Source organism: Halomonas sp. LS-001, assembly GCF_052983955.1.
This window is the reverse complement of sequence record NZ_CM129816.1, coordinates 1,774,506-1,794,520: the sequence shown is the minus strand read 5'-3', so window position 1 is coordinate 1,794,520 and position 20,015 is coordinate 1,774,506. Positions and strand designations below refer to the sequence as shown.

13 protein-coding genes are annotated in these 20,015 nt (G+C 50.6%); 6 read left to right on the top strand and 7 right to left on the bottom strand.

The features are described from left to right. Positions 1–203: 203 nt before the first annotated feature. From ACU6TU_RS08005 to ACU6TU_RS07980, 6 genes are all read right to left on the bottom strand, one after another. On the bottom strand, positions 204–1,304 hold the full coding sequence (locus tag ACU6TU_RS08005; RefSeq protein WP_447144026.1) for a flavin monoamine oxidase family protein: 1,101 nt from the start codon (positions 1,302–1,304) through the stop codon (positions 204–206). A gap of 159 nt (positions 1,305–1,463) precedes the next feature. Next, positions 1,464–4,391 (bottom strand): response regulator, encoded by a 2,928-nt coding sequence (locus ACU6TU_RS08000; protein ID WP_447144025.1) that lies wholly within the window; start codon positions 4,389–4,391, stop codon positions 1,464–1,466. Between the two features lie 74 nt (positions 4,392–4,465). Next, positions 4,466–7,324, bottom strand: coding sequence for a PAS domain-containing protein (locus tag ACU6TU_RS07995; protein ID WP_447144024.1), 2,859 nt, complete (start codon positions 7,322–7,324; stop codon positions 4,466–4,468). A 32-nt stretch (positions 7,325–7,356) separates the two neighbouring features. Then, entirely contained in the window at positions 7,357–9,003 is a 1,647-nt protein-coding gene (locus ACU6TU_RS07990; RefSeq protein WP_447144023.1) for a diguanylate cyclase, read from the bottom strand. Beyond that, complete coding sequence (locus ACU6TU_RS07985; RefSeq protein WP_447144022.1) at positions 8,996–9,385, bottom strand: response regulator; 390 nt, start codon at positions 9,383–9,385, stop codon at positions 8,996–8,998. Before ACU6TU_RS07985 ends, ACU6TU_RS07990 begins: the two co-directional genes overlap by 8 nt. 418 nt (positions 9,386–9,803) lie before the next feature. Beyond that, the gene (locus ACU6TU_RS07980; protein ID WP_447144021.1) at positions 9,804–10,205 is read right to left on the bottom strand and encodes a nuclear transport factor 2 family protein; all 402 of its coding nucleotides are present in this window, start codon (positions 10,203–10,205) and stop codon (positions 9,804–9,806) included. A gap of 568 nt (positions 10,206–10,773) precedes the next feature. Between ACU6TU_RS07980 and ACU6TU_RS07975 the strand changes: the two genes are divergently transcribed. The 4 genes from ACU6TU_RS07975 to ACU6TU_RS07960 all read left to right on the top strand — a co-directional run bounded on the left by ACU6TU_RS07975 (position 10,774) and on the right by ACU6TU_RS07960 (position 16,626). Beyond that, positions 10,774–11,952: an ABC transporter substrate-binding protein gene (locus ACU6TU_RS07975; protein WP_447144020.1), complete on the top strand. Its 1,179-nt coding sequence runs from the start codon at positions 10,774–10,776 to the stop codon at positions 11,950–11,952. Positions 11,953–12,008: 56 nt separating this feature from the next. After that, entirely contained in the window at positions 12,009–12,878 is an 870-nt protein-coding gene (locus tag ACU6TU_RS07970) for a branched-chain amino acid ABC transporter permease (protein ID WP_447144019.1), read from the top strand. A 77-nt stretch (positions 12,879–12,955) separates the two neighbouring features. Then, complete coding sequence (locus ACU6TU_RS07965) at positions 12,956–15,382, top strand: branched-chain amino acid ABC transporter ATP-binding protein/permease (RefSeq protein WP_447144018.1); 2,427 nt, start codon at positions 12,956–12,958, stop codon at positions 15,380–15,382. Further along, the gene (locus ACU6TU_RS07960) at positions 15,379–16,626 is read left to right on the top strand and encodes an amidohydrolase family protein (protein WP_447144017.1); all 1,248 of its coding nucleotides are present in this window, start codon (positions 15,379–15,381) and stop codon (positions 16,624–16,626) included. The genes ACU6TU_RS07965 and ACU6TU_RS07960 overlap by 4 nt, the downstream gene beginning before the upstream one ends. Positions 16,627–16,629: 3 nt before the next feature. Here the strand turns inward: ACU6TU_RS07960 and ACU6TU_RS07955 are convergent, their stop codons facing one another. Further along, entirely contained in the window at positions 16,630–17,289 is a 660-nt protein-coding gene (locus ACU6TU_RS07955) for a GntR family transcriptional regulator (protein WP_447144016.1), read from the bottom strand. Between the two features lie 242 nt (positions 17,290–17,531). Here ACU6TU_RS07955 and ACU6TU_RS07950 point away from each other — a divergent pair, with 242 nt between their 5' ends. Further along, positions 17,532–19,103, top strand: a complete 1,572-nt coding sequence (locus ACU6TU_RS07950; protein ID WP_447144015.1) for a gamma-glutamyltransferase family protein — start codon at positions 17,532–17,534, stop codon at positions 19,101–19,103. Positions 19,104–19,190: 87 nt separating this feature from the next. Then, a complete protein-coding gene (locus tag ACU6TU_RS07945) occupies positions 19,191–19,982 on the top strand; it encodes a sulfite exporter TauE/SafE family protein (protein ID WP_447144014.1) in 792 nt (263 codons plus the stop codon). Positions 19,983–20,015 lie beyond the last annotated feature (33 nt).

The window sequence follows — 20,015 nt, the reverse complement described above, 5'->3', positions numbered from 1 at the left end:
TATATGTTGCGCGATGGGTCAAACAGCCGCACCAGTCTTGAGCTGCACAACGGCACGCTAAAAGATTACGACGCGCTGCCCGGCGTATGGGAAGAGTTTTAATTCATTACCATTCAATGACAATTTGAGTCGCCAAGCTTAAAAGCACTGCTCGCTCGCTCTGGCAAATCGCTGTTGAATTAGTGGCAAAACAAGCAGGCGCCCTACAGTGCTAACACCTCCGCTACGCCACGCTCGGCCGCTTCAATCGCGCCTGCCAGGTACCCGGCATATTGCTTTCCCCACTCGCTGCCAATGCCAGTCAAGCAAGCCTGCCAGGGCCCATCGGCTGCGCGGGCTGGCGGTGCGATGCCATGATGCTCGCTAGGTATCTGATCGGCGTGGGTAGCGGTAAATGGTTCCTGCGCCCAGTCTTTAATCATATCCATGCTGGGGCTAGCGGCATTGGGGCCAAACAACCTCGCCAACTGTGCGCGACAGTGCTGGCGGAGTGCCTCGTCGCTAAGCTTTTCACGGACATTGACAGGCAAACTAAAGAAGCCGAACAGCGCACCGTGGCCATCGGGATGTGACGCATCATGAATCTCACCCAGGGGACCCAGCAGGCTTCGCGCCTCTCCCGAAATCTGCTGGTCTCGCCAAAACGGTGTGGGATAAAGCGCCACATACTTGGCGTGAGAAGCCATCCAGGTAGCCGTACTCGCCCACTGGTGAGTAAGCCGTTCCGGCAGCGGCGGAGAAAACGTCATCGCCTGTGCAGCCAACCTAGGCGGCACCGCCAGCAGCACATGCTGAGCGATATAACGCTGCCCGGAACCACACAGCAGCTCTACACTGCCATTAGGAGTGAGTGCCACCGACTGAACGGCCTGCCCGGTAAAAATGCGTTCCGGGCCGATGCGCTGGCGCAACGCATCCGTCAACGCCTGCATACCGCCCCTCAGACGCATAGAGGGCGGCTGATTTACAAAGCCCTGCATGCGCATCGGCGGCATCTGGTGGGAGCGCTCTACAACCATATCGCCAGTTTCATACTGGGCAAACGATGACAGCCCCAGCGAATCCACCAACGTTCCAAGCGCCTGCTGAAACCCAGGCCAAAACCAGGAAGGCCCTAAATCAAACGCCTCTGCGTCACCCCCCTGTGCCAATTCACCACTGGGCATTAACGTTGCAATACGCCCACCCACACGCTCTCGCGCTTCCAGCAACACGTAATCGCTAACGCCACATTGTTCCAACAAATACGCTGCATACAGCCCCGCCAACCCAGCGCCCACAATAACGATACGTGTTGTGTACATGAAAAGTCTCATTAGTAAAAACCGAAAGCATACCGCAATACGGTAAGTCAGATGAGCAAACTGCTGAATGATGGTGATTAGACAGTCGTCATCCCAACCCGTCTAAATCCGTGATGACGGTGGCCGAACGCGTTTCAATGCGACCGTCGCCGCTATCGGTCATAACCGTCGTATGCTGCTTGGCAGTCGAGATGACTGTATGCGTGCATTGATACCACTCAGTAATGTGTCTGCCGATAACCGAGATTTCAGCAAAACGGCCTCAACTTGCTCGTATTGTTGGTGAGTCATATCGGCCCCGGATAAAATGACCACTTTTGCGTCAGGTTGATAAGCACGAATGTCGGGGACAAGTTCCCAACCTGAGCCATCTGGCAGCCCTATATCGAGCAATACAACGTCAAATGACTGCTCTTTCAGGCGAGTGCGAGCATTTTCCAAGGTATGTGCTGCCTCAAACGTAAAAGACTCACCGGCCATAGCAGAGACCACTTCGTGTAAGTCGGGGTCGTCTTCAACATGCAATATTCGGGGATGATGCTCCCGCTTAGCTGATAACTGCCGCTGAACCATTCCAATCAACTGATGCTGATCGATCGGTTTTGCTAACCAATCAATGTTGGTAGCATCCCCGCTGATCGCTAAACGCCCCTGCTCTACCTTAGCTGAAACCACGATTATCGGTAGATCAGCGGTATTGGGGCGCTCACGCAGCATACGGATGACATCTAATCCACTGGTATCTGGTAGCGTTAAATCCAGGCTAACAAGGTCGTAATGCCTGTTTTGTAGACCGTTAAGCGCCTCGGTACCATTAAAGGCAATATCGACATGATATCCAGCGTCACTTAACATAATGCTTAATAGGTTGGCGACATCTTTATCATCTTCAACAACCAAAATACGGGCAGCGTCATTATGCCCCGCGTCTAGCCCTGACGGGAGCGTCGTGGTTGCTACTGCCGCTTGAGCTAATGGCAATTCAAAGAAAAAGCGTGAGCCTTTACCCTCAGTAGACTCAAAGTCAATGCGCCCGCCCATATGTTCTACCAGTTCTTGCGTTATGGCCAGACCAAGGCCAGTTCCCTCTTTGACACGGGTATCAGAAGAATCTGCTTGAGCAAAACGCTGAAATACGTGTTTACGAAAGGAATCAGCAATGCCAGGGCCTTCATCAATCACACTAACAATTACTTTATTATCTGACGTTTCCACAACAAGCGTTACGTTGCCACCGTCCGGTGAAAACTTAATGGCGTTGGATAACAAGTTGGCTAGCACTTGCATCAGCCGCTGATGATCAACATTAACAAACGCATCCGGCGCATTATCAGCCAATATCAGCGACACCCCCCTATCACTGCCGTAGTGACGGTTAGCATCTAAGGCCTGTTCGACCAACGGTATCAACGCTTGTACTTGCATATCAAAACGCAGCTTGCCCGCAGCAATTTTTTCGATATCTAATAAATCATTGATTAAGTGAGCTAAACGCTTACTGTTACGGTGGGCTGTCGTTAGTAACTTTTGCGCTTTTTCTGGCAACTCGCCAAAGGCTCCACCCACCATTAAACCCAGTGCGCCAGAAATAGACGTTAGCGGGGTACGCAGCTCATGGCTAACGGTAGAAATAAATTCATTTTTTATCTTATCTGCGTGTTTCCGCTCAGTAATATCTTCCGCAATACCCAGATAGCCGCTAATGTCACCGGCACTATCTCGCATAGGGGTAACCACCAGCGATACCGGCACGTGGTGACCATCTTTATGAACGTAAGTCCACTCGCGTGTCTCGGAACCATTTTGCTCAGCTTTTTCTACAAACACCCTAAAGCCTTCAACCGGCTGGCCTTGCTCAGCACTGAGTTGTACCGAGCGCTGTTCTACCTCCTCTATCAGGTGAAATTTTGCGGGTGTCTGTATGCCCAGTACGTCTGCTTTGCTGTAACCCAGCATATTCTCAGCGCCTTTATTGAAGGCGGTAATCACACCAGTTGTATCAGTCGCCGTAATGGCCACTTCAGACGCGGCTTCAAGAATATTAGATAAAAAACGTTCAGCGTTGTAAATAGCGTTATCTGCGGCTTTACGCTCATTCGCTAAGCGGTTCATCGCGCGGGAAAGCGCGCATACTTCCGGCCCCCCCTGTTCAAGAAAGTCACTGTCAAAACGTGCATTATCGGCCATGTGGTCAATACGCCGGGTGATTCGCTCTATTGGATGCGTGAGGCTTCGCGCAACCCAAGCCCCTGCTAGACCAATGAGCACCATCGCAACCAGGGCAATGAACAAAAATTGACGGAAGGAGGCGGTCGCTGGGGCAATAGCCTGATCGTAGGAGATCGCTCGCAACACAATCCAGCCGAGTGAATCCAATTGCTGGCTGGCAACCAGATAGTGCTGTTGCTGATAGTCAACCAGGGTGCCAGCAGGACTAAGGGACAGTGCGGCGTCAACTAAAGGATCAGTCCCATCATCAGGCAGCGGCTCTAACGTTTCAAACCGTTCCCGCATAGAGACAAACAAGCGGTGTTGAGGGTCGACAATTAACGTTATTGTACCAGCACTAGACTCGACCTCAGCTGTGCGACTGGCATCGATAAGAGGCGTGTTCGCAAGATCCAGTAGTCCACCTGCATATCCGACAATAGCCCCGTCAGGAGATAACATGGGGTGCACGTATGAAATTAGCGGCAGCCCTGTTTTACGCCCAATGATCGGCGCAGAAATCACTGCCTCTTTGGTTTGCCGGGCACGCTGGAAGTGCGGCCGGTCGGCGTAATTAGTCCCCAAGCGGCCTGGCACATAAAGGTTCTCTGCGATGGCAGTTCCATTCGCATCCAACACCAATAGCCCGTCTGGGAAAAGACGTTTAGCGACGGACGTCTGCTGTAAAAGCGACATAAGTTCTTGTTCACTGCGCAGCATTCCCTCATCGTTGAGCAAACGTGTTGCAAACGCTTCTAACCCAAACATTCGCTGCTGCTGTGAGAGTTCAAGCTCAGAGGCTAAGTGCTTTATCTCAGCTGTTTCGCGCTCTGCTACGATAGATTCATAATCGGCCACCATTAACTGGTGGACAGTCATCAGCATTCCACCAACGAGAACACCACTCGTGACCAATACGAGTAGAACAACTCGCACACTCAATGGAACTTTTATCACTGATATTTCCTTGGTAATAAGATATAAAAATTAGCGCCGCCTCCCACCGCATCACGATAGCCAACCTCCCCACCCATCTGCTGGCAAATTTCTTGGCTAATGGCTAAACCAAGGCCGGTTCCAGGTAGCTTTCGGGTATCGCTGCCATCCGCTTGAGAGAAACGCTGGAACAGATGATCACGAAACTCAGGGTCGATGCCGGGGCCGTGGTCACGCACTGAGATCTCGACGGTGCTGTCATAAGGCGTGACGTATAGTTCAACCGCCCTACCAATCGGGGAAAATTTGATTGCGTTGGATAATAGGTTGTTGAGTGCTTGTATTAAGCGAGGGCCATCAACGTTACCCAACACCGTAGGCCACGCATCAGATATCTGGATAGGCACCTGATGCTGCTCGCTGTAGCCGTGCATGGCTTCGACGGCCTCATCTAATAAAGGTGCTAGCCGTTGCACGCTTAGGTTCATGGGCATTTTGCCAGCGACCAGCTTTTCTATATCCAGCAAATCGTTAATCAACAACGCTAAGCGCTGAGCATTGCGTTCAGCGGTATTGATGAGTGTCTGAGCCTTCTCGGGTAGCGAGCCTACTGCACCACCCTTAAGAAGGCCTAGCGAGCCCTTGATAGACGTAAGAGGGGTACGCAACTCATGGCTGACGGTAGAAATAAACTGATCTTTCATTTTATCCAGCTTACGGCGTTCAGTGATGTCTTCAATCAGTGACCAAATCACTTGCTGACCATTTTGCTCTTGGCTGAGCATGCCTTGCAGACGCACCGGGTAGCGACTGCCATCCTTGCGAATATACTCTTTCTCAAAAGGGCCGTAGCGACCCATCGCTTTTAAATTTAAAAGCGCCTGCTCTTCTTCAGGCTGGTACTCTTTTGGCGTGAGATCCCAGTAACTCAGTGACACGAACTCATCACGGGTATACCCCGTTGGAGCAATGAGTGCGTCGTTCAAATCGATAAACTGCCCGGTTATTAAATCATTCAGCGCAATGCCTATGGGCGAAAACTCGAAGAGCCCTCTTAGCCGTGCTTCATTGTTTTCTAGGGCCAAGCGTGCTTGTTCTTGCTCATGAATATCGTGCAAGAAACCGTGCCACAAGGTGCTACCATCAATAAGGCGTTCAGGTTTTGCCTGGCCCATTATCCAGCGATACCCTTCACCCTGCGACCGCACACGATACGTCGCTTGCCAGTACGCCAGCATGTTAGCTGAATGCTCTATAGACGCACTGAGCGCTTCCAGATCATCGGGATGAACACGCAAAAAGGCAGGTGTGGCATCTTCAGCGGCTTCTAGCGGAGTGAGTCCGTATAACGCTTCGATTTGAGGTGAGCTAAACGGGAAGGTGATACGGCCATCTAAAAAGCGGCGAAACTGATAGGTAACGCCAGGTAGTTGAGCCGTCAGCTTGCTGAGACGTTCATTATGAAGACTACTTGCTAAGACATCGGATAACCAGCGCGCTAGTAAGCGTATAAAAAGTTTCTCGCTGTCATCGTAACATTCCACTCGCGCTTTACTGGCGGAAAAATTTAGCGTCCCAAACGCTTCGCCCTCTATCTCAATGACGATGCCTGCATAAGCGCCTAGAGGATTTTCCTGATAGCAGGGATGGCTTTTGAATTCGCAACGTTCGGCATTAGCGATGAACAATTCGCGTTGCTGCGTAGCATTGGCAGAAAAAATATGCTGACACCAAGTATGGCCCAACGCAAAGGTCTGATGCGCATTAATTGAGGTACCTACCACTGCCGCTATCCAGCGTACTGTGTAAACATCGCCCTCGATTTGACTAAGAATCGCTACATCCATCTTTAGATAGTGTCTGGCTATTGTTAGGGCATGGTTGATTTTTTCGTCTAGCGTAACGTGTGGAGAAAAAACGATGTCGTTAAGCAGCACCAGTGCATCGTGATGTTTGTTTAGTTGGCTTACCGTATTTCGTTCGCGGGTAACATCAACAATAAAGCCCTCAAGGATAGCGGGATAGCGAGCATCATCGTGAACGCACTTTCCTCGCTCTTCTACCCAGCGCCAGGTGCCGTCCCGGTGCTGAATACGATACTCAAGATGCCATTCTGTATTGTCAGCCATTGCCTTGGCGACAGCTTTCTCCAGTACAGGCGCATCGTCTGAATGGATCAAGTCTGCGTAACAGATGCTTTTATTGCCAATTAACTCGTCAGCTGGGTAACCACTTACCCGGTCGACCTGCCCGCTGATATATAGCATTGTCCAATGTTTATCGGGTAAACAGCGATAAGTCACACCCGGCATATTGTCAATGATAGATGCCATTTGATCGCGGCTGGCAACCAGCTCAGATTCTAGTGCTGAACATGACGTCTGACTGGCTTCATCAGCGTGTATCAGCTCCTCCACGGTCGCGGCGAGATCCTCAAGCATATCGATTTGCTCAGAAGACAACGATCTTGGCTGCGTATCAATCAGACAGAGGGTTCCGATACGGTAACCACTGCTAGTGTGCAAAGGAACGCCAGCGTAAAAACGTATATCAGGAGGGCCAACGACCAGAGGATTGTCAGCAAAACGGGCGTCTTCTAGCGCATTTTCGACAATTAATGGCGAGGCAGTCAGAATTGCGTGGCCACAGAAAGAAATATTACGCGGTGTTTCATTGGCATTAAGCCCTTGATTTGACTTGAACCACTGCCGATCCTGATCAATTAACGATACCAACGCAATGGGCACTGAAAACATTTGACGAGCGATGCGCGTGATACGTTCAAAACGTGCTTCATACTCGCTCTTAAGCAAACCGGTTTCATCCAGTGCGCACTGGCGCTCGGTTTCATTTTGCGGAATCGGCGGTGCCTTCATTTTCAACCTCAGCTGTCACATCAATAACGATGCTAATCTGCCGCTAAACACACACGGTTACGCCCGCTGTTTTTGGCTTGATATAGCGCTTGATCAGCCCGGTTAAGCAGGGACTCGGCGATATCATCAGGAAAGTGCTGGTTGTCTACCACGCCTGCTGACAAGGTGCAGGAAAACGATTCGCGCCCCCCCGTAAACTGGATAGCCGCAAAATCTTCGCGGAGGCTATTTACCATGCTGGCAGCATTGTCGGCAGTACAGTCGATCAGGACCAACGTGAACTCTTCTCCACCGTAGCGGCCCAATTTATCGGTGCTCCGGAAACGTTGGCGTAACAGAGTACCCACGGCGGCAATCACTAAGTCACCTACTGCATGCCCGTGCGTGTCGTTAACAGCCTTGAAATGATCAATATCGAGCATTACCACAGAAAAAACCTGTGGCTTGCGTTGTGCCAGTAGCCACTGATCTTGCAGGGCCTCTTTGATGCTGGCGTGCTTAAGAAGCCCGGTTAGCGCGTCTCTATTTTTAGTATCCTCCAGCTTACGTAACCGCATAACACGGGATCGGCACAGGTTGATGAGAAGATCTGTGTCGATAGGCTTTTCAAGGAACGCATCGCCTCCCCGTAATAGTGCTTGCCCGCGCAGCTCTGCATTGGACTCAGCAGAAAGGTAAACAATGGGTATCTGTGACCAGCGCTCCATCTGACCCAGCAGGGCAGCTATTTCTGCACCGGTGATACCTGGCAGCCAGAGGTCCATCAGAATCAGTTCAGGATTAAAATCATTGATGGCCTCGAACAGAGGATCGGGCCGATCAAATATACTGACATGCATACCAGCATCTTCCAGAACGCATTGAAGATGATGCGCTAATTCGGTGTCATCCTCGACAATCATCACACGCTCTGGCTGGCTATCTTTCGTTTTAATTAGCTGCGCTATGTGGGAAGCAAGCTTTATCATATCCAGAGGTTTGACAAAATAATTTTGTCCCCCGCTACGCAAGGCATTTAGTCGCGCGGTAAAGCTTTCTTCAGTACCCGTAAAAAGAATTGGGCAGGTGTAATCCTGAAGGTGCGTCTGCCAAAAGGCGACCGGGTTTTCTCTAATCGCCTTGTTTTGCGTGGCGCGATGATCAATTAACAGTAAGTCAGGAGATAGGCTTTTATCTTGCTTCAATTGCTGAGCATCACTGAAATGTCGTACTTGAAAGCCGAAACTGTGCAGCTGTTGAGCCACATATTCCGCTAACATAACATCACGCTCTAGCAACCAAATGGAAGGTGCATCGCCCACGCTTTCCAGGCGCGTAGTCTCCATGCCCACAACCGCTTTCCGGTTTTTGTCCACTTCAAGTGCGCTTTGTAATTGCGTGACCCAATCGAAAACAGGGAGTGATTGCTTGAGATCTTGCTTCAAAACATTTACCACCTGCAGTTCGTACTCTCGCGCCTGACGACCAAGGCTTTCAAAGCCAAAGGTTCCTGCAGAGCCTGCCAGCGAATGTAAGACTGAATTTAATTGCTGGAGGGAGTCAGCGCACGAGGCGTCTGTTGCGAGCTGGTCAGCAAGCTCTGTAAGCCGCTCAAAATCAGAGGTAAGACGTTTCGAATAAGCTACCGAAAGCGTTTCTAATCGCTTGGCGAAAGCCTGAGAGGAGGTTGAATCAACCATGGAACGTTTCCCAGATAGCGCGAACGTCGTCAGCAAGCGTCATTGGGTCAAAAGGTTTTGCAATAACGTCTTCTGCCCCAATTTCTTTGTACCGTGTCACTTCTTCAGGTTGAACCTTAGCGGTCATGAAAGCGACGACTGTGGATTCGTTAATATACCCTTGTCGCTTCAATTCCAGTAGCGTGCTGGGCCCGTCCATACCTGGCATCATCACATCAAGCAAGAACATTTGTGGCGCAAATTCCGCAACTTCTCTTAATGCTTGTTCGCCAGATTCGCAAATTTTGACCGTCAGACCGCCTACATCTTCTAGAGCCATAGAAGCAATTTCACGAATATCAGGATCGTCTTCGACGTATATAACTCTTTCAAGTGTTTCCATGTCACGCTCTCTTCAAAATTTTTAATACGATAATTCACTTTACTCAATGTATAATTTTTGTATCACAATTCCCATGAATTTTTAAAATAGATTAAATATGTTTATCAACAGGTAGGATTTTCACTTCCCACACAGCACACAGCTAGTACTCCAGCCGTGACGATGAACCTGATCGTTCAGCCAGATTCATATGGCGTTGTTGTTGCTGACAAGGAGAGAGAGGAAGCCAATCGGCGACTGAAAAAGGTGCACGCTATGGAAAACCTGCCGCGATGACTCTGGCTCGTCATCTCCACGTTGCCGATGGACAGATGAACAGAAAAGTCAGCAGGACGCCCTCTTAGTGGAGGACGTCGCTGATCTTTATAATAAGTACAGGGCGCCAAATTGCTTTTGAATCCTGTTCAACACTTCAATATCAGACTGAACGGTTAAGTTCGGGCGTCAGGAGCCATTCCGCACTATCGTTCCAGACATCCATTCGGGTGATTTTCCCATCACGTACTTCAAAACGATCCAGATAACGATTACCCGCAAACGGGCGGCCGTCTGGCCACTCTCCATACAGAGTGCCATTCGAGTAGACGACCGTGTAATCCTCGTGCTCTGTCCAGTCAAACTGCCCCAGCGATTTTTTCACCCAGGCGTAGCGTCCAGCATTAAAATCAGTAATGACCTGTGGGCTTGCCATTGACCTGCCGCCAGTAAATGTAATCGCAACATCCGATGACATATAGGTTGCCGCCAGCGCTGGGTCAGGCGCCATGGAAGCCTCCAGGAAGCGATGTACAATCTCGATGGCATGTTGTGCTTCAGACATAGGTAAGTTCCTTTAGAAAAAAATGTTGTTTCAAATTTTTGCGCTTATGTGGTGCAAACACTTGTTCAGGACGACTATACAGGTGCAGAACTTAATCGACCTCTCCTATATAGCTAGCTATTTATGGCTCTTCAAAAAATTTTGTGTTGTCCCCCTTCTTTTTTTTGATACCAGTATCGATTGCTGAATAATAAAGCTGCGATCACTCCAGCCAGCCTGTGCGCCAAAGCATCTGAGAACTCTAAAAAGCACAATCAGCAACATCATTCGTTAGAATCACCTGAATTCCCCTCTTTATACTATACGTAGTATTTTATTTATAAATCATACAGTTAATAGAAAAATATCTCGCCGCTGACAGGAAAGCTGTCTTCCAGTAGCTTCTTATAAAATGCAAGATTTCTGCCATCTATCTCTAGCTATGCGTCTCAGTGTTACTCGTACGCATTCCTGACATAAACCGGTATTTACCAGTGCATTCTGCAAAATTAAAACTACCACAAAACGGCAGATGGCATTCATTTTGCTAGCAACCTATATGTAAATGCTAGCAATCTGGAGAAATGCAATGTCATTCAATAAAAGCATCAAGCAGTGGCTCATACCACTAACCACCGTAGGCCTGATTGCGTCATCAGGTATTACTCAGGCCGAAAATACGCTGAAAGTAGGACTTGTCGCCGCTTTATCCGGTCAGTCGGCTAAATCAGGTGAAGCCATTACACGAGGACTCACAATAGCCATTGACGAAATCAATGCTAACGGTGGCATTCTGGGACGCGAGGTTGAATTGCTGCGCCGCGACGATGAAAGCAATCCGAATAAAGGGCTTCTGGCAGCGCGTGAACTGGTTCAGAACGAAGACGTCGCGGTGCTCTTTGGTGGCTTGGATACACCCGTTTCACTCGCCATCGTGCCATTAGCCAACCGTATGCAGTTTCCTTTTATGGGTGTCTGGGCAGCTGGTACCCCCATTACGCATAACGGTGCGGATGAGAATTACGTTTTCCGGGTATCCGCCGTCGATGAACTGGTGGATGAGGCACTGGTGCAATACGGCATTGATCAGTTTGATATGCAAAACCCCGGCATGATTCTGATCAACAACCCCTGGGGTGAATCAAACGAACTCGGGTTCAGAAAGGCTCTGGAATCTCGCGATATGACATGGGCCGGGATTGAACGCTTTGAAAGCAATGATACGGATGTCGTACCTCAATTAAGCCGGCTCAGGGATGAGGGCGCTGACGCTCTGCTGATGGTAGCAAACGTGGCACCCTCTGCGCAGGTCGTGAAATCACTTGACCGCATGGGCTGGGAAGTGCCGATCATTTCTCACTGGGGCCCTGCGGGTGGACGCTTTAGCGAACTGGCCGGAGAAAATGCTGACAAGGTGCACTTTATTCAAACATTCACATTTGTCGAAGGCGATGAAGGCAAAGGTGGTGAAGTAATGAGCATGCTGCAGGAAAGGTTTCCGGAAATACAGAGCCTTGCTGATGTGACACCGGCCGTCGGTATTGCCAATGCTTATGATGCCATGCATTTAACTGCGCTAGCGATTGAGCAGGCAGGTAGTACAGAGGGACCTGCCATACGCCAGGGGTTCTATGACATCGAAAACCATGAAGGCTTGATCAAATCTTACTCATCTCCTTTCTCTCCCGAGCAACATGATGCTGTTGGGCCAGAGGACTATGTTTTCACGCACTTTGTTGACGGCCGAATCGTACCGTTAAAGTTCTGATTTCACTCTGGTCAATGCCTCCTGAGCCCAGCCTCAGGAGGCAGGAGAAATGACTTATGATCACTGCCAGTATTATCAGCGGGCTGAGCATGGGTAGCATGTACGCCCTGCTAGCCTTGGGTTTCCATATTACGTTTATTGTTTCGCGTACCGTCAATTTTGCACAAGGCAGTGCCATGATGGTGGGTGCCGTACTTGGCTATACCCTCTGCATCACCTGGGGCATTCCCTGGTTTCCGGCTGCTGTGCTGACATTAGGACTGTGTGCACTTTATGGTCTGGCTATCGAGCGTTTTCTGGTAAGACCTTTTCATAGTCGAGGCTCTGAGGCCTGGCTGATGGCCACTGTGGCAGGCGGGCTTCTGGTCGATAACATCGTGATGTTTACGTTTGGCAAAGAGCCACGCCGTTTCACGCTGGATGCCGTCAACCAGCGCCTTGAAATAGCGGGTACCGGCATTGATTTGATGCAGTTGGTGATACCTATAGTTGTTGCCATGACCGTCATTCTGCTGGCGCTAATCGGTCGGTATACACACCTCGGGAAGGTATTAGGTGCATCAGTACAGAACCCGTCAGCGGCTAGGATAATGGGCATTCCTGTCAATCGGGTCGTAGCGATATCCTTTGCTATATCGACGGTGCTTGCAGGCATTGCTGGCTTGTTGATTGCACCTTTGGTCAGTGTTCACTCAGAAATGGGCACGCTATTTGGTTTAAAGGCTTTTGCAGTTGCCATTCTAGGCGGTATTTCCAGCGCCAGTGGCGTTGTACTGGCAGGACTGCTGTTTGGCCTTTCCGAAGCCCTGATCATTGTCTATCTAGGCTCAACGGTTGCGCAGATTATCACATTCACTCTTGTCATCATCTGCCTGGCAATACGTCCTAACGGCCTGTTTGGCAGCAAAGCACTGGTGAAAGTATGACGCTATCATCCCATCTTGTTTCTCACCGATTACTGATACCTAGCCTTTTAGGCCTTATTGCATTGGCAGGCGCTGTCATGTCTTTCACGCTTGGTGGCTACTGGCTTCTGGTGATGACGTTGATCGCACTGACAACGACAGTGTGTACTGGCTTGAATATCCTGATTGGTTTAAGTGGTCAGATCTCTTTTGGCCACGTCGCTTTTTATGCCATTGGCGCCTACATCTCAGCGTTAATGCTGATGGCAGGCGTTCCATTAGGATTAGCAATGGCCACTGCGGCGGTTGCAGCAGCGATTGTCGGCGCTCTGCTGGCCATTCCTGCGGTCCGCGTCAGTGGGCCTTACCTGGCGATGGTAACCATCGCGTTTGGTTTTATTGTTCATCATGGCCTGATTGAATGGCGCTCCGTCACAGGTGGCTCCAACGGCATTGCCGGTGTCCCCATGCCTGATGTCGGTAGCTTGCCTGCTGATACTGGCCTGGCATTGATTGCCATTACGTTAATGATTGCGTCTCTTGGCTTTTTTAACCGATTGACAACAAGTGGCTGGGGTCGCGCTATCCGTTCAGTGAAAGCGACCGAAATTGCAGCACGCTCACTTGGCTTCAACCCGGTACAAACAAAAACACTGGCATTTGCCTTGTCTGCCTTATTCGCAGGCGTCGCAGGATCACTGCTGTCTCCCTTAATGATGTTCATTAACCCAGAGTCTTTTCCTTTTACCCAATCGATTCTTTTTGTTCTGGCGGTCATTGTCGGTGGTGCCGGCACTGTTCTGGGACCTTTACTTGGCGGTCTGCTAATAGTGATGGTTCCCGAACTTCTTTCCGGCATGGCAGAAATGCGCTTACTTTTATTTGCTGCCGTGTTGCTGGGCGTTCTATGGATCGCGCCTACCGGCGTACTTGGCATCATGCATAAGCGTTTTGTGCACCCTGTCATGGTCGCCCCGGGCAAAAAACCGGATCTACAGCGTCTGAGTACTTATCTGACTTGTGATGCCGCCGCACCAGAGGGGCTGAAAGTTGACAGCATAGGCATTCGCTTTGGTGGCGTTCAGGCCGCTGAAAACGTCAGCTTCAATGCCTCACCGGGTTCTGTCACCAGCGTCATTGGGCCGAATGGAGCCGGAAAGACCACCGTGCTTAATATGATCAGCGGCTTTTATACCCCGGATACTGGGCGAATTGATCTCAATGGTAATTTGGCAGGCCTGCCAGCTTGGAAAATTGCCCGTGCGGGGATAGGCCGCACCTATCAAACCACCCAGTTGTTCGCTGGCTTGTCTGTTCTGGAAAATATACTGGCAGGTATGCAACAAGGGAAACTTGGCGATTGCTGGCGACGCCCGGACAAGGAAATGCTAGCACTGGCAAAAGATCTGCTGGCGCTAGTCGGGTATCAAGGATCAATACACACCCCCGCAGAGGACTTACCGCACGTTGACAGACGACTGGTTGAAATTGCTCGCGCTTTGGCACTAAGGCCCCGCGTACTTTTACTTGATGAACCCGCTGCCGGTCTTAGTCGTGCAGATACCGACCAGGTCGCTGAGCTGCTAAGAACCATTGCCAACTACGGTATCGCCGTCATTCTCGTTGAACATGACATGACAATGGTAATGGCCGTCTCGGACCGTATTCTAGTACTTGATTCCGGCCAGCCAATTGCCTGGGGCGAGCCTGAAGCAGTGCGCTCCAACCCCGCGGTGGTAAGAGCTTACCTGGGTAGCACTGACTATCAGGCACCGCCCAGACCTACTCCCTGGAATGGCAGCCGAGACGCGACATTATTTGTCAAGGATCTCGTGATCGACTATGGCGCAGCACCGGTGGTTGAAGGTGTAAGCCTGGTGGTTAACCCTGGCGAACTGGTGGCTATTCTGGGCGCTAATGGTGCCGGAAAATCCAGCATTCTTCAGGCCGTAGCGGGATTGCATGCTCCCAGCAGTGGGAAAGTGGTGTTGGAAAATCATAATATCGAATCTCTTGATGCCAGCGCCATTGCGAGGAAGGGGTTAGCGCTCGTACCTGAAGGTCGGCAGGTTTTTGCAGAGCTAAGCGTACGTGACAACCTCTTGATGGGAGCTTATACCCGCTCGGAAAGTGCGGTTTACGAGCAGGATATAGAAGACATTCTTGGCCGTTTTCCAAGGCTTCGAGACCGTATCGATAGCCCTGCAGGACTGCTTTCTGGCGGCGAGCAACAGATGGTCGCCATTGGCCGCGGCTTGATGGCTAAGCCTTCCATTCTGTTACTTGACGAACCTTCGCTTGGGCTGGCACCTGCCATGGTGGCAGAACTCTATGATGCACTGGCGGCGCTTCGTGATGAGGGCGTAACCCTGCTTCTTGTCGATCAGATGGCAAATCTGGCACTTCAGGTGGCCGATCGTGCTTATGTGCTCGAAACCGGACGCATTGTCCATTCCGGTGACGCTGCGACTCTGCGCAACGACCCTGAGTTGGAAGCCGCTTATCTAGGGGCAAATGTCGCATGAAAATAACCAGATTATTTAACTTGAGATTACCGGATACCCCTCACCAGCTGGATGAGCTTTACGTTGAAAATGGACGCTTTATCGCACCGCCAACCGACGGTCTGAATCCAGACAAAGCCATTGATCTGAAGGGAAACCTGATACTTCCAGGGCTCATTGAGACACACATTCATCTAGACAAAGCCTGCATTATGAATCGCTGCCATTTGGAAAAGGGCACATTAGAAGAAGCGGTAGCACTCACCAGCGCTGCTAAAAAGACGTTTACCGAAGACGACGTTTATCAACGAGGTTCGCACATTATTGAAAAGGCAATTACCCAGGGAACAACCCACATGCGTACCCATGTGGAGCTGGATCCTGGCATTGGCCTAACGGGTTTTCATGCAATACGCCGTTTGCAACGGGATTATGCATGGGCGATCGGATTGGAGATATGTGTCTTTCCCCAGGAAGGATTACTCAATAATCCAGGAACCGAAGCATTGTTATGCCAGGCACTGGAAAACGGTGCCAGCGTTTTAGGTGGCTGCCCTTACATGGATACTGACCCCGAAGGCCAAATACGTCGCCTGTTTGAACTGGCTGAACATTATGACTGCGATCTGGATCTACACCTTGATTTTGACCTTGAACCACAAGGAATGACGGTGCCTGAAGTGATTCGTTGTACGCACCAACACGCTTGGCAACATCGAGTCACCATCGGCCATGTCACCAAACTTTCGGCTCTTGCCCCTGCTGAACTTGAACGCATGGCGCTAGCGCTGGCAGATGCGGGCGTACACGTTACCGCGTTACCGTCAACAGACCTGTTTCTTAACGGTCGTGATGTAACACACAACGTACCGCGAGGCGTGGCTCCTTTGCCGACCCTGCATGCTCATGGTGTTACCTGCTCGCTTTCAACCAATAACGTCGGCAATCCCTTTACCCCCTTTGGTGACGCCTCCTTGATTCGTCAGGCCAACCTGTTAGCCAATATATGCCATATGGGTACGGCGGCAGAGCTTGCCCGCTGCCTGGAATGGATCTCGGTCCAGTCAGCAAAAATGATTCATCTTTCCGACTACGGGTTGTCACCTGGGTGTCACGCTGACTTTATCGTGATGGATGCAAGATCGCCATCGTCGGCCATTGCTGAACTTGGGCAACCTTTGATGGCTTTTAAGCGGGGACGCAAGAGTTTTGAGAGACAGCCTGCCTGGCTTTACAGACCCAAGAAAGAGGAACTCACTGCCTAGCGGTTAAATCGTGGCAAGGACTGACCTTATATCAATCGTTTTATCGCCTTCTTCATTAATGGCCAACTCCCGTTCCAGGTGGTTCAGGTGGTTTTCCATCAGTTCAACCGCCAGGCTGCCGTTATCCGCCTGCAGCGCTAAAAGAATTGAACGGTGCTCATCATGTTGGCAGGTCGGCTCATCATTGCGTTGATACAAGGCAACAATCAGGGCACTGCGAACCATAAGGTTGTCGAGAATGTCAGCCAGCACACGGTTGCCGCCTATGTGACTCAGCAAACGATGAAACTCGCTGAGTTCGCGCACAATGGCACGACGGTCATTGGCATGCGTAGCACGGTGTTCTACGCACATATGGGCTTCAACATCCGCTGCAAATTGCGACATACGTTGTGGGGTAATCGACTCAATCACAGCACGCTCGATAGCCCGCCGTGCCACAAAGATCTCCCGGGCTTCCTGCGCAGTAGGCTGACTTACATGCGCTCCACGGTTGGGTTCGATAGTGACAATGCGCTGCAAGGCCAATCGTTGCAGCGCTGCCTGGACATGGTTTCGGTTAGCGTCAAGCGAGTCGACAATCTGGGCTTCAACAAGTCGAGTCCCCGGAGGCAGCATGTGTTGAGCAATCGCACGGGAAAGCGAATCAATAATTCGCTCCACTTCCTTTTGCTTTCGGGTTCTGAGGCTTTTTCCCATTGGGCGTCTTATCTAACAAGGTTAATGGATATCAATAGAATGTTGGCTCGGCTATTCAAGTATTTGAGCGCACTAACGTCTGAGTTTATCACTTTCCTCACGTCCGTTGAGGTATCTCCCTGTCACAAACTCATCATTGCAACGCCATCATCTTATTCCGCCAGGGGTTTTCAATACACCTCTCTCATCACCAGGTACATGCTGATATGAAAACAAGATCTGAAACCGGTATTGTCTGTACACCTGACAAGCGAGCGACTGAAGCTGGCAAAGAAGTTCTGCGAGCCGGCGGCACCGCGATTGACGCAGCCACTGTTGCAGGTGCTGTTCTATCAGTTGTATGCCCTCACATGTGTGGCATTGGTGGCGATGCGTTATGGCTTCTGAGTGATGGTCGCAAAGTAGATACACTACTCGGCCTCGGTCAGGCTGGAAAAAAGCGACCTTTGTCAGGAGAAATCGCGTTACGTGGTCCTGCATCAGCGGCCACAACAGCTGGTGCACTGCGTGCCTGGTCGTTAGCTCATTCCTGGAGTCACCAGAAATGGGGCTCTCAAATGAAGCTGCCAGACCTGTTAGCCCCTGCCATTGAATTAGCACGTGGTGGGTACGCTATATCAGCCAATCAGGCATTCTGGCAACATCAGCGCCAGGAGTTGATCCAGCAGTTGCCAGACCTGGGCGCTTTATGCTGCGATGCTGACGGCAATCTGCTGCTTGCTGGCACCCTTAAAACGCGTCCACGGCTTGCTAACACTCTGGAGCACTTAGCTCGGGTAGGGCTTGATGATTTTTATGAAGGAGAGCTAGCGACGGCGCTTGCAGAGGGGTTTGAACACCTGGGGAACGGTCTGACGCGTGACGACCTGACAGCGACCCAGGCCTGGCACAGCCAACCTCTGAGTATTCGTTATCGCAAGGGTACCTTGTATAACTTCCCACCTCCGACACAGGGCATCTATACACTTAGTGCCTTAAACGCGTTAAATCACTGTCCTGTTTCATCGATTCAAAATGGTAGCGCCGACTATTTTCATTACTTGATAGAGGCCATCAAAGCTCAACTCAAACAGCGTAACCAAGACCTTTGTGACCCTGTCTGGAAAAATTTCGACGTTACGCAATTGTTGAGCCTTCAACAAGGCGCCTCAGACTATGCAGATATTGCGCTTACCAAGGCATCCCCTTGGCATGAAAAAGGCAAGCCCGCTGATACTGTATGGCTGGCAGTGACTGACAGCAACGGGCGGACTGCCTGTTTGATGCAGAGCCTGTTCCATGACTTTGGCTCAGGATGCATGGTCGGAGATACTGGCGTTCTCTGGCTCAATCGCGCAGCAGGGTTTCACCCAGCCCCTAACCACCCCAATGCCTGGGCGCCCGGCAAACGCCCTGCTCATACGTTAAACCCTTCTGCTTATTTCGCCGACAATGGTGAACAATATTACTTTGGCACTCAGGGGGGTGACGGTCAGCCTCAGACACAGATGGTGCTGGCAACTCAGCTGATAGACTATTGTCAGCCTGTCGATATCGCTTTAGCTTCACCTCGCTTTCTGCAGGGGCGCAGCTTTTTTGGTAGCCACGATAACCTGAAAATCGAACGCAGCATTCCTGAGCACGTTGGCAATGAACTCGCCAGGCGTGGGCACGATATTGAATGGATTCCATCACTAAGCCCCTTTACCGGATTAGCCGGTGCCATCTCAATCCAGCCAAACGGCTTGAAAGAGGCCATGCACGACCCTCGTGGTGAAGGCTCAGCATTGGCCCAGTAATCGTCATTCATGCAGTTTTTAACGTTCAACCGCTCTGGTTACCGAGTCTGGTCATTGTATTTATGACTGAATTAAGGACACCGCATTATGGAAATACTTTTCGCTTACTCTCTTTTAGGCATTATCGCAGGAATACTGGCAGGTATGCTGGGCATTGGAGGCGGCGTGGTCATCGTGCCAGCACTGGTCGTTATCTTATCAGCACAATCCTTTCCTTCAGAATTGATTGTGATCATGGCAGTGGCCACGTCTTTATGCACCATCATATTTACCTCCATTTCCGCTGCCCGCGCCCAAATCAAGCGGCAAGCCGTGGATTGGGCCATTTTTAAACTCTGGGCACCCACCGTTATAATCGGTAGTTTCCTGAGTGGTTTTATCGCGTCTTACCTGCCTGTCTATTTTCTGGAAGTCGGCATTGCCGTTTTCCTGTTTTGTGTGGGCATGATTATGCTGAGCCGCTGGGTACCTGACCCAAAGCGAAGCATGCCCGCTCAGTTAGGCACCTCTGGACTGGGTTTACTCAGCGGATCTCTTTCGGGCCTGGCAGGTATCGGTGGAGGCAATGTCATGGTGCCGCTTATGGTGTTCTTCAACGTCCCCATGCAGCGCGCCGTGGCAACTTCCAGTACGCTTGGTTTTCCCCTTGCGACCGTTGGCACGCTTGGCTATATCATTGCTGGCTGGGGAGAAACATTACTCCCATGGACATTAGGCTATGTTTACTTGCCAGCTGTTTTGTTAATCGCGATTTTCACTGTGCTTTGTGCGCCTATTGGCGTAGCAATAGGCCATCGCATACCAGCGCAAACACTGAAGCGCTGCTTTGGAGGATTTTTGCTATTAATCGCAGGCAGAATGCTGGTCAATGCAATTTAGAGAACATAGGGCGGACTTCTCGCCATGCTTACA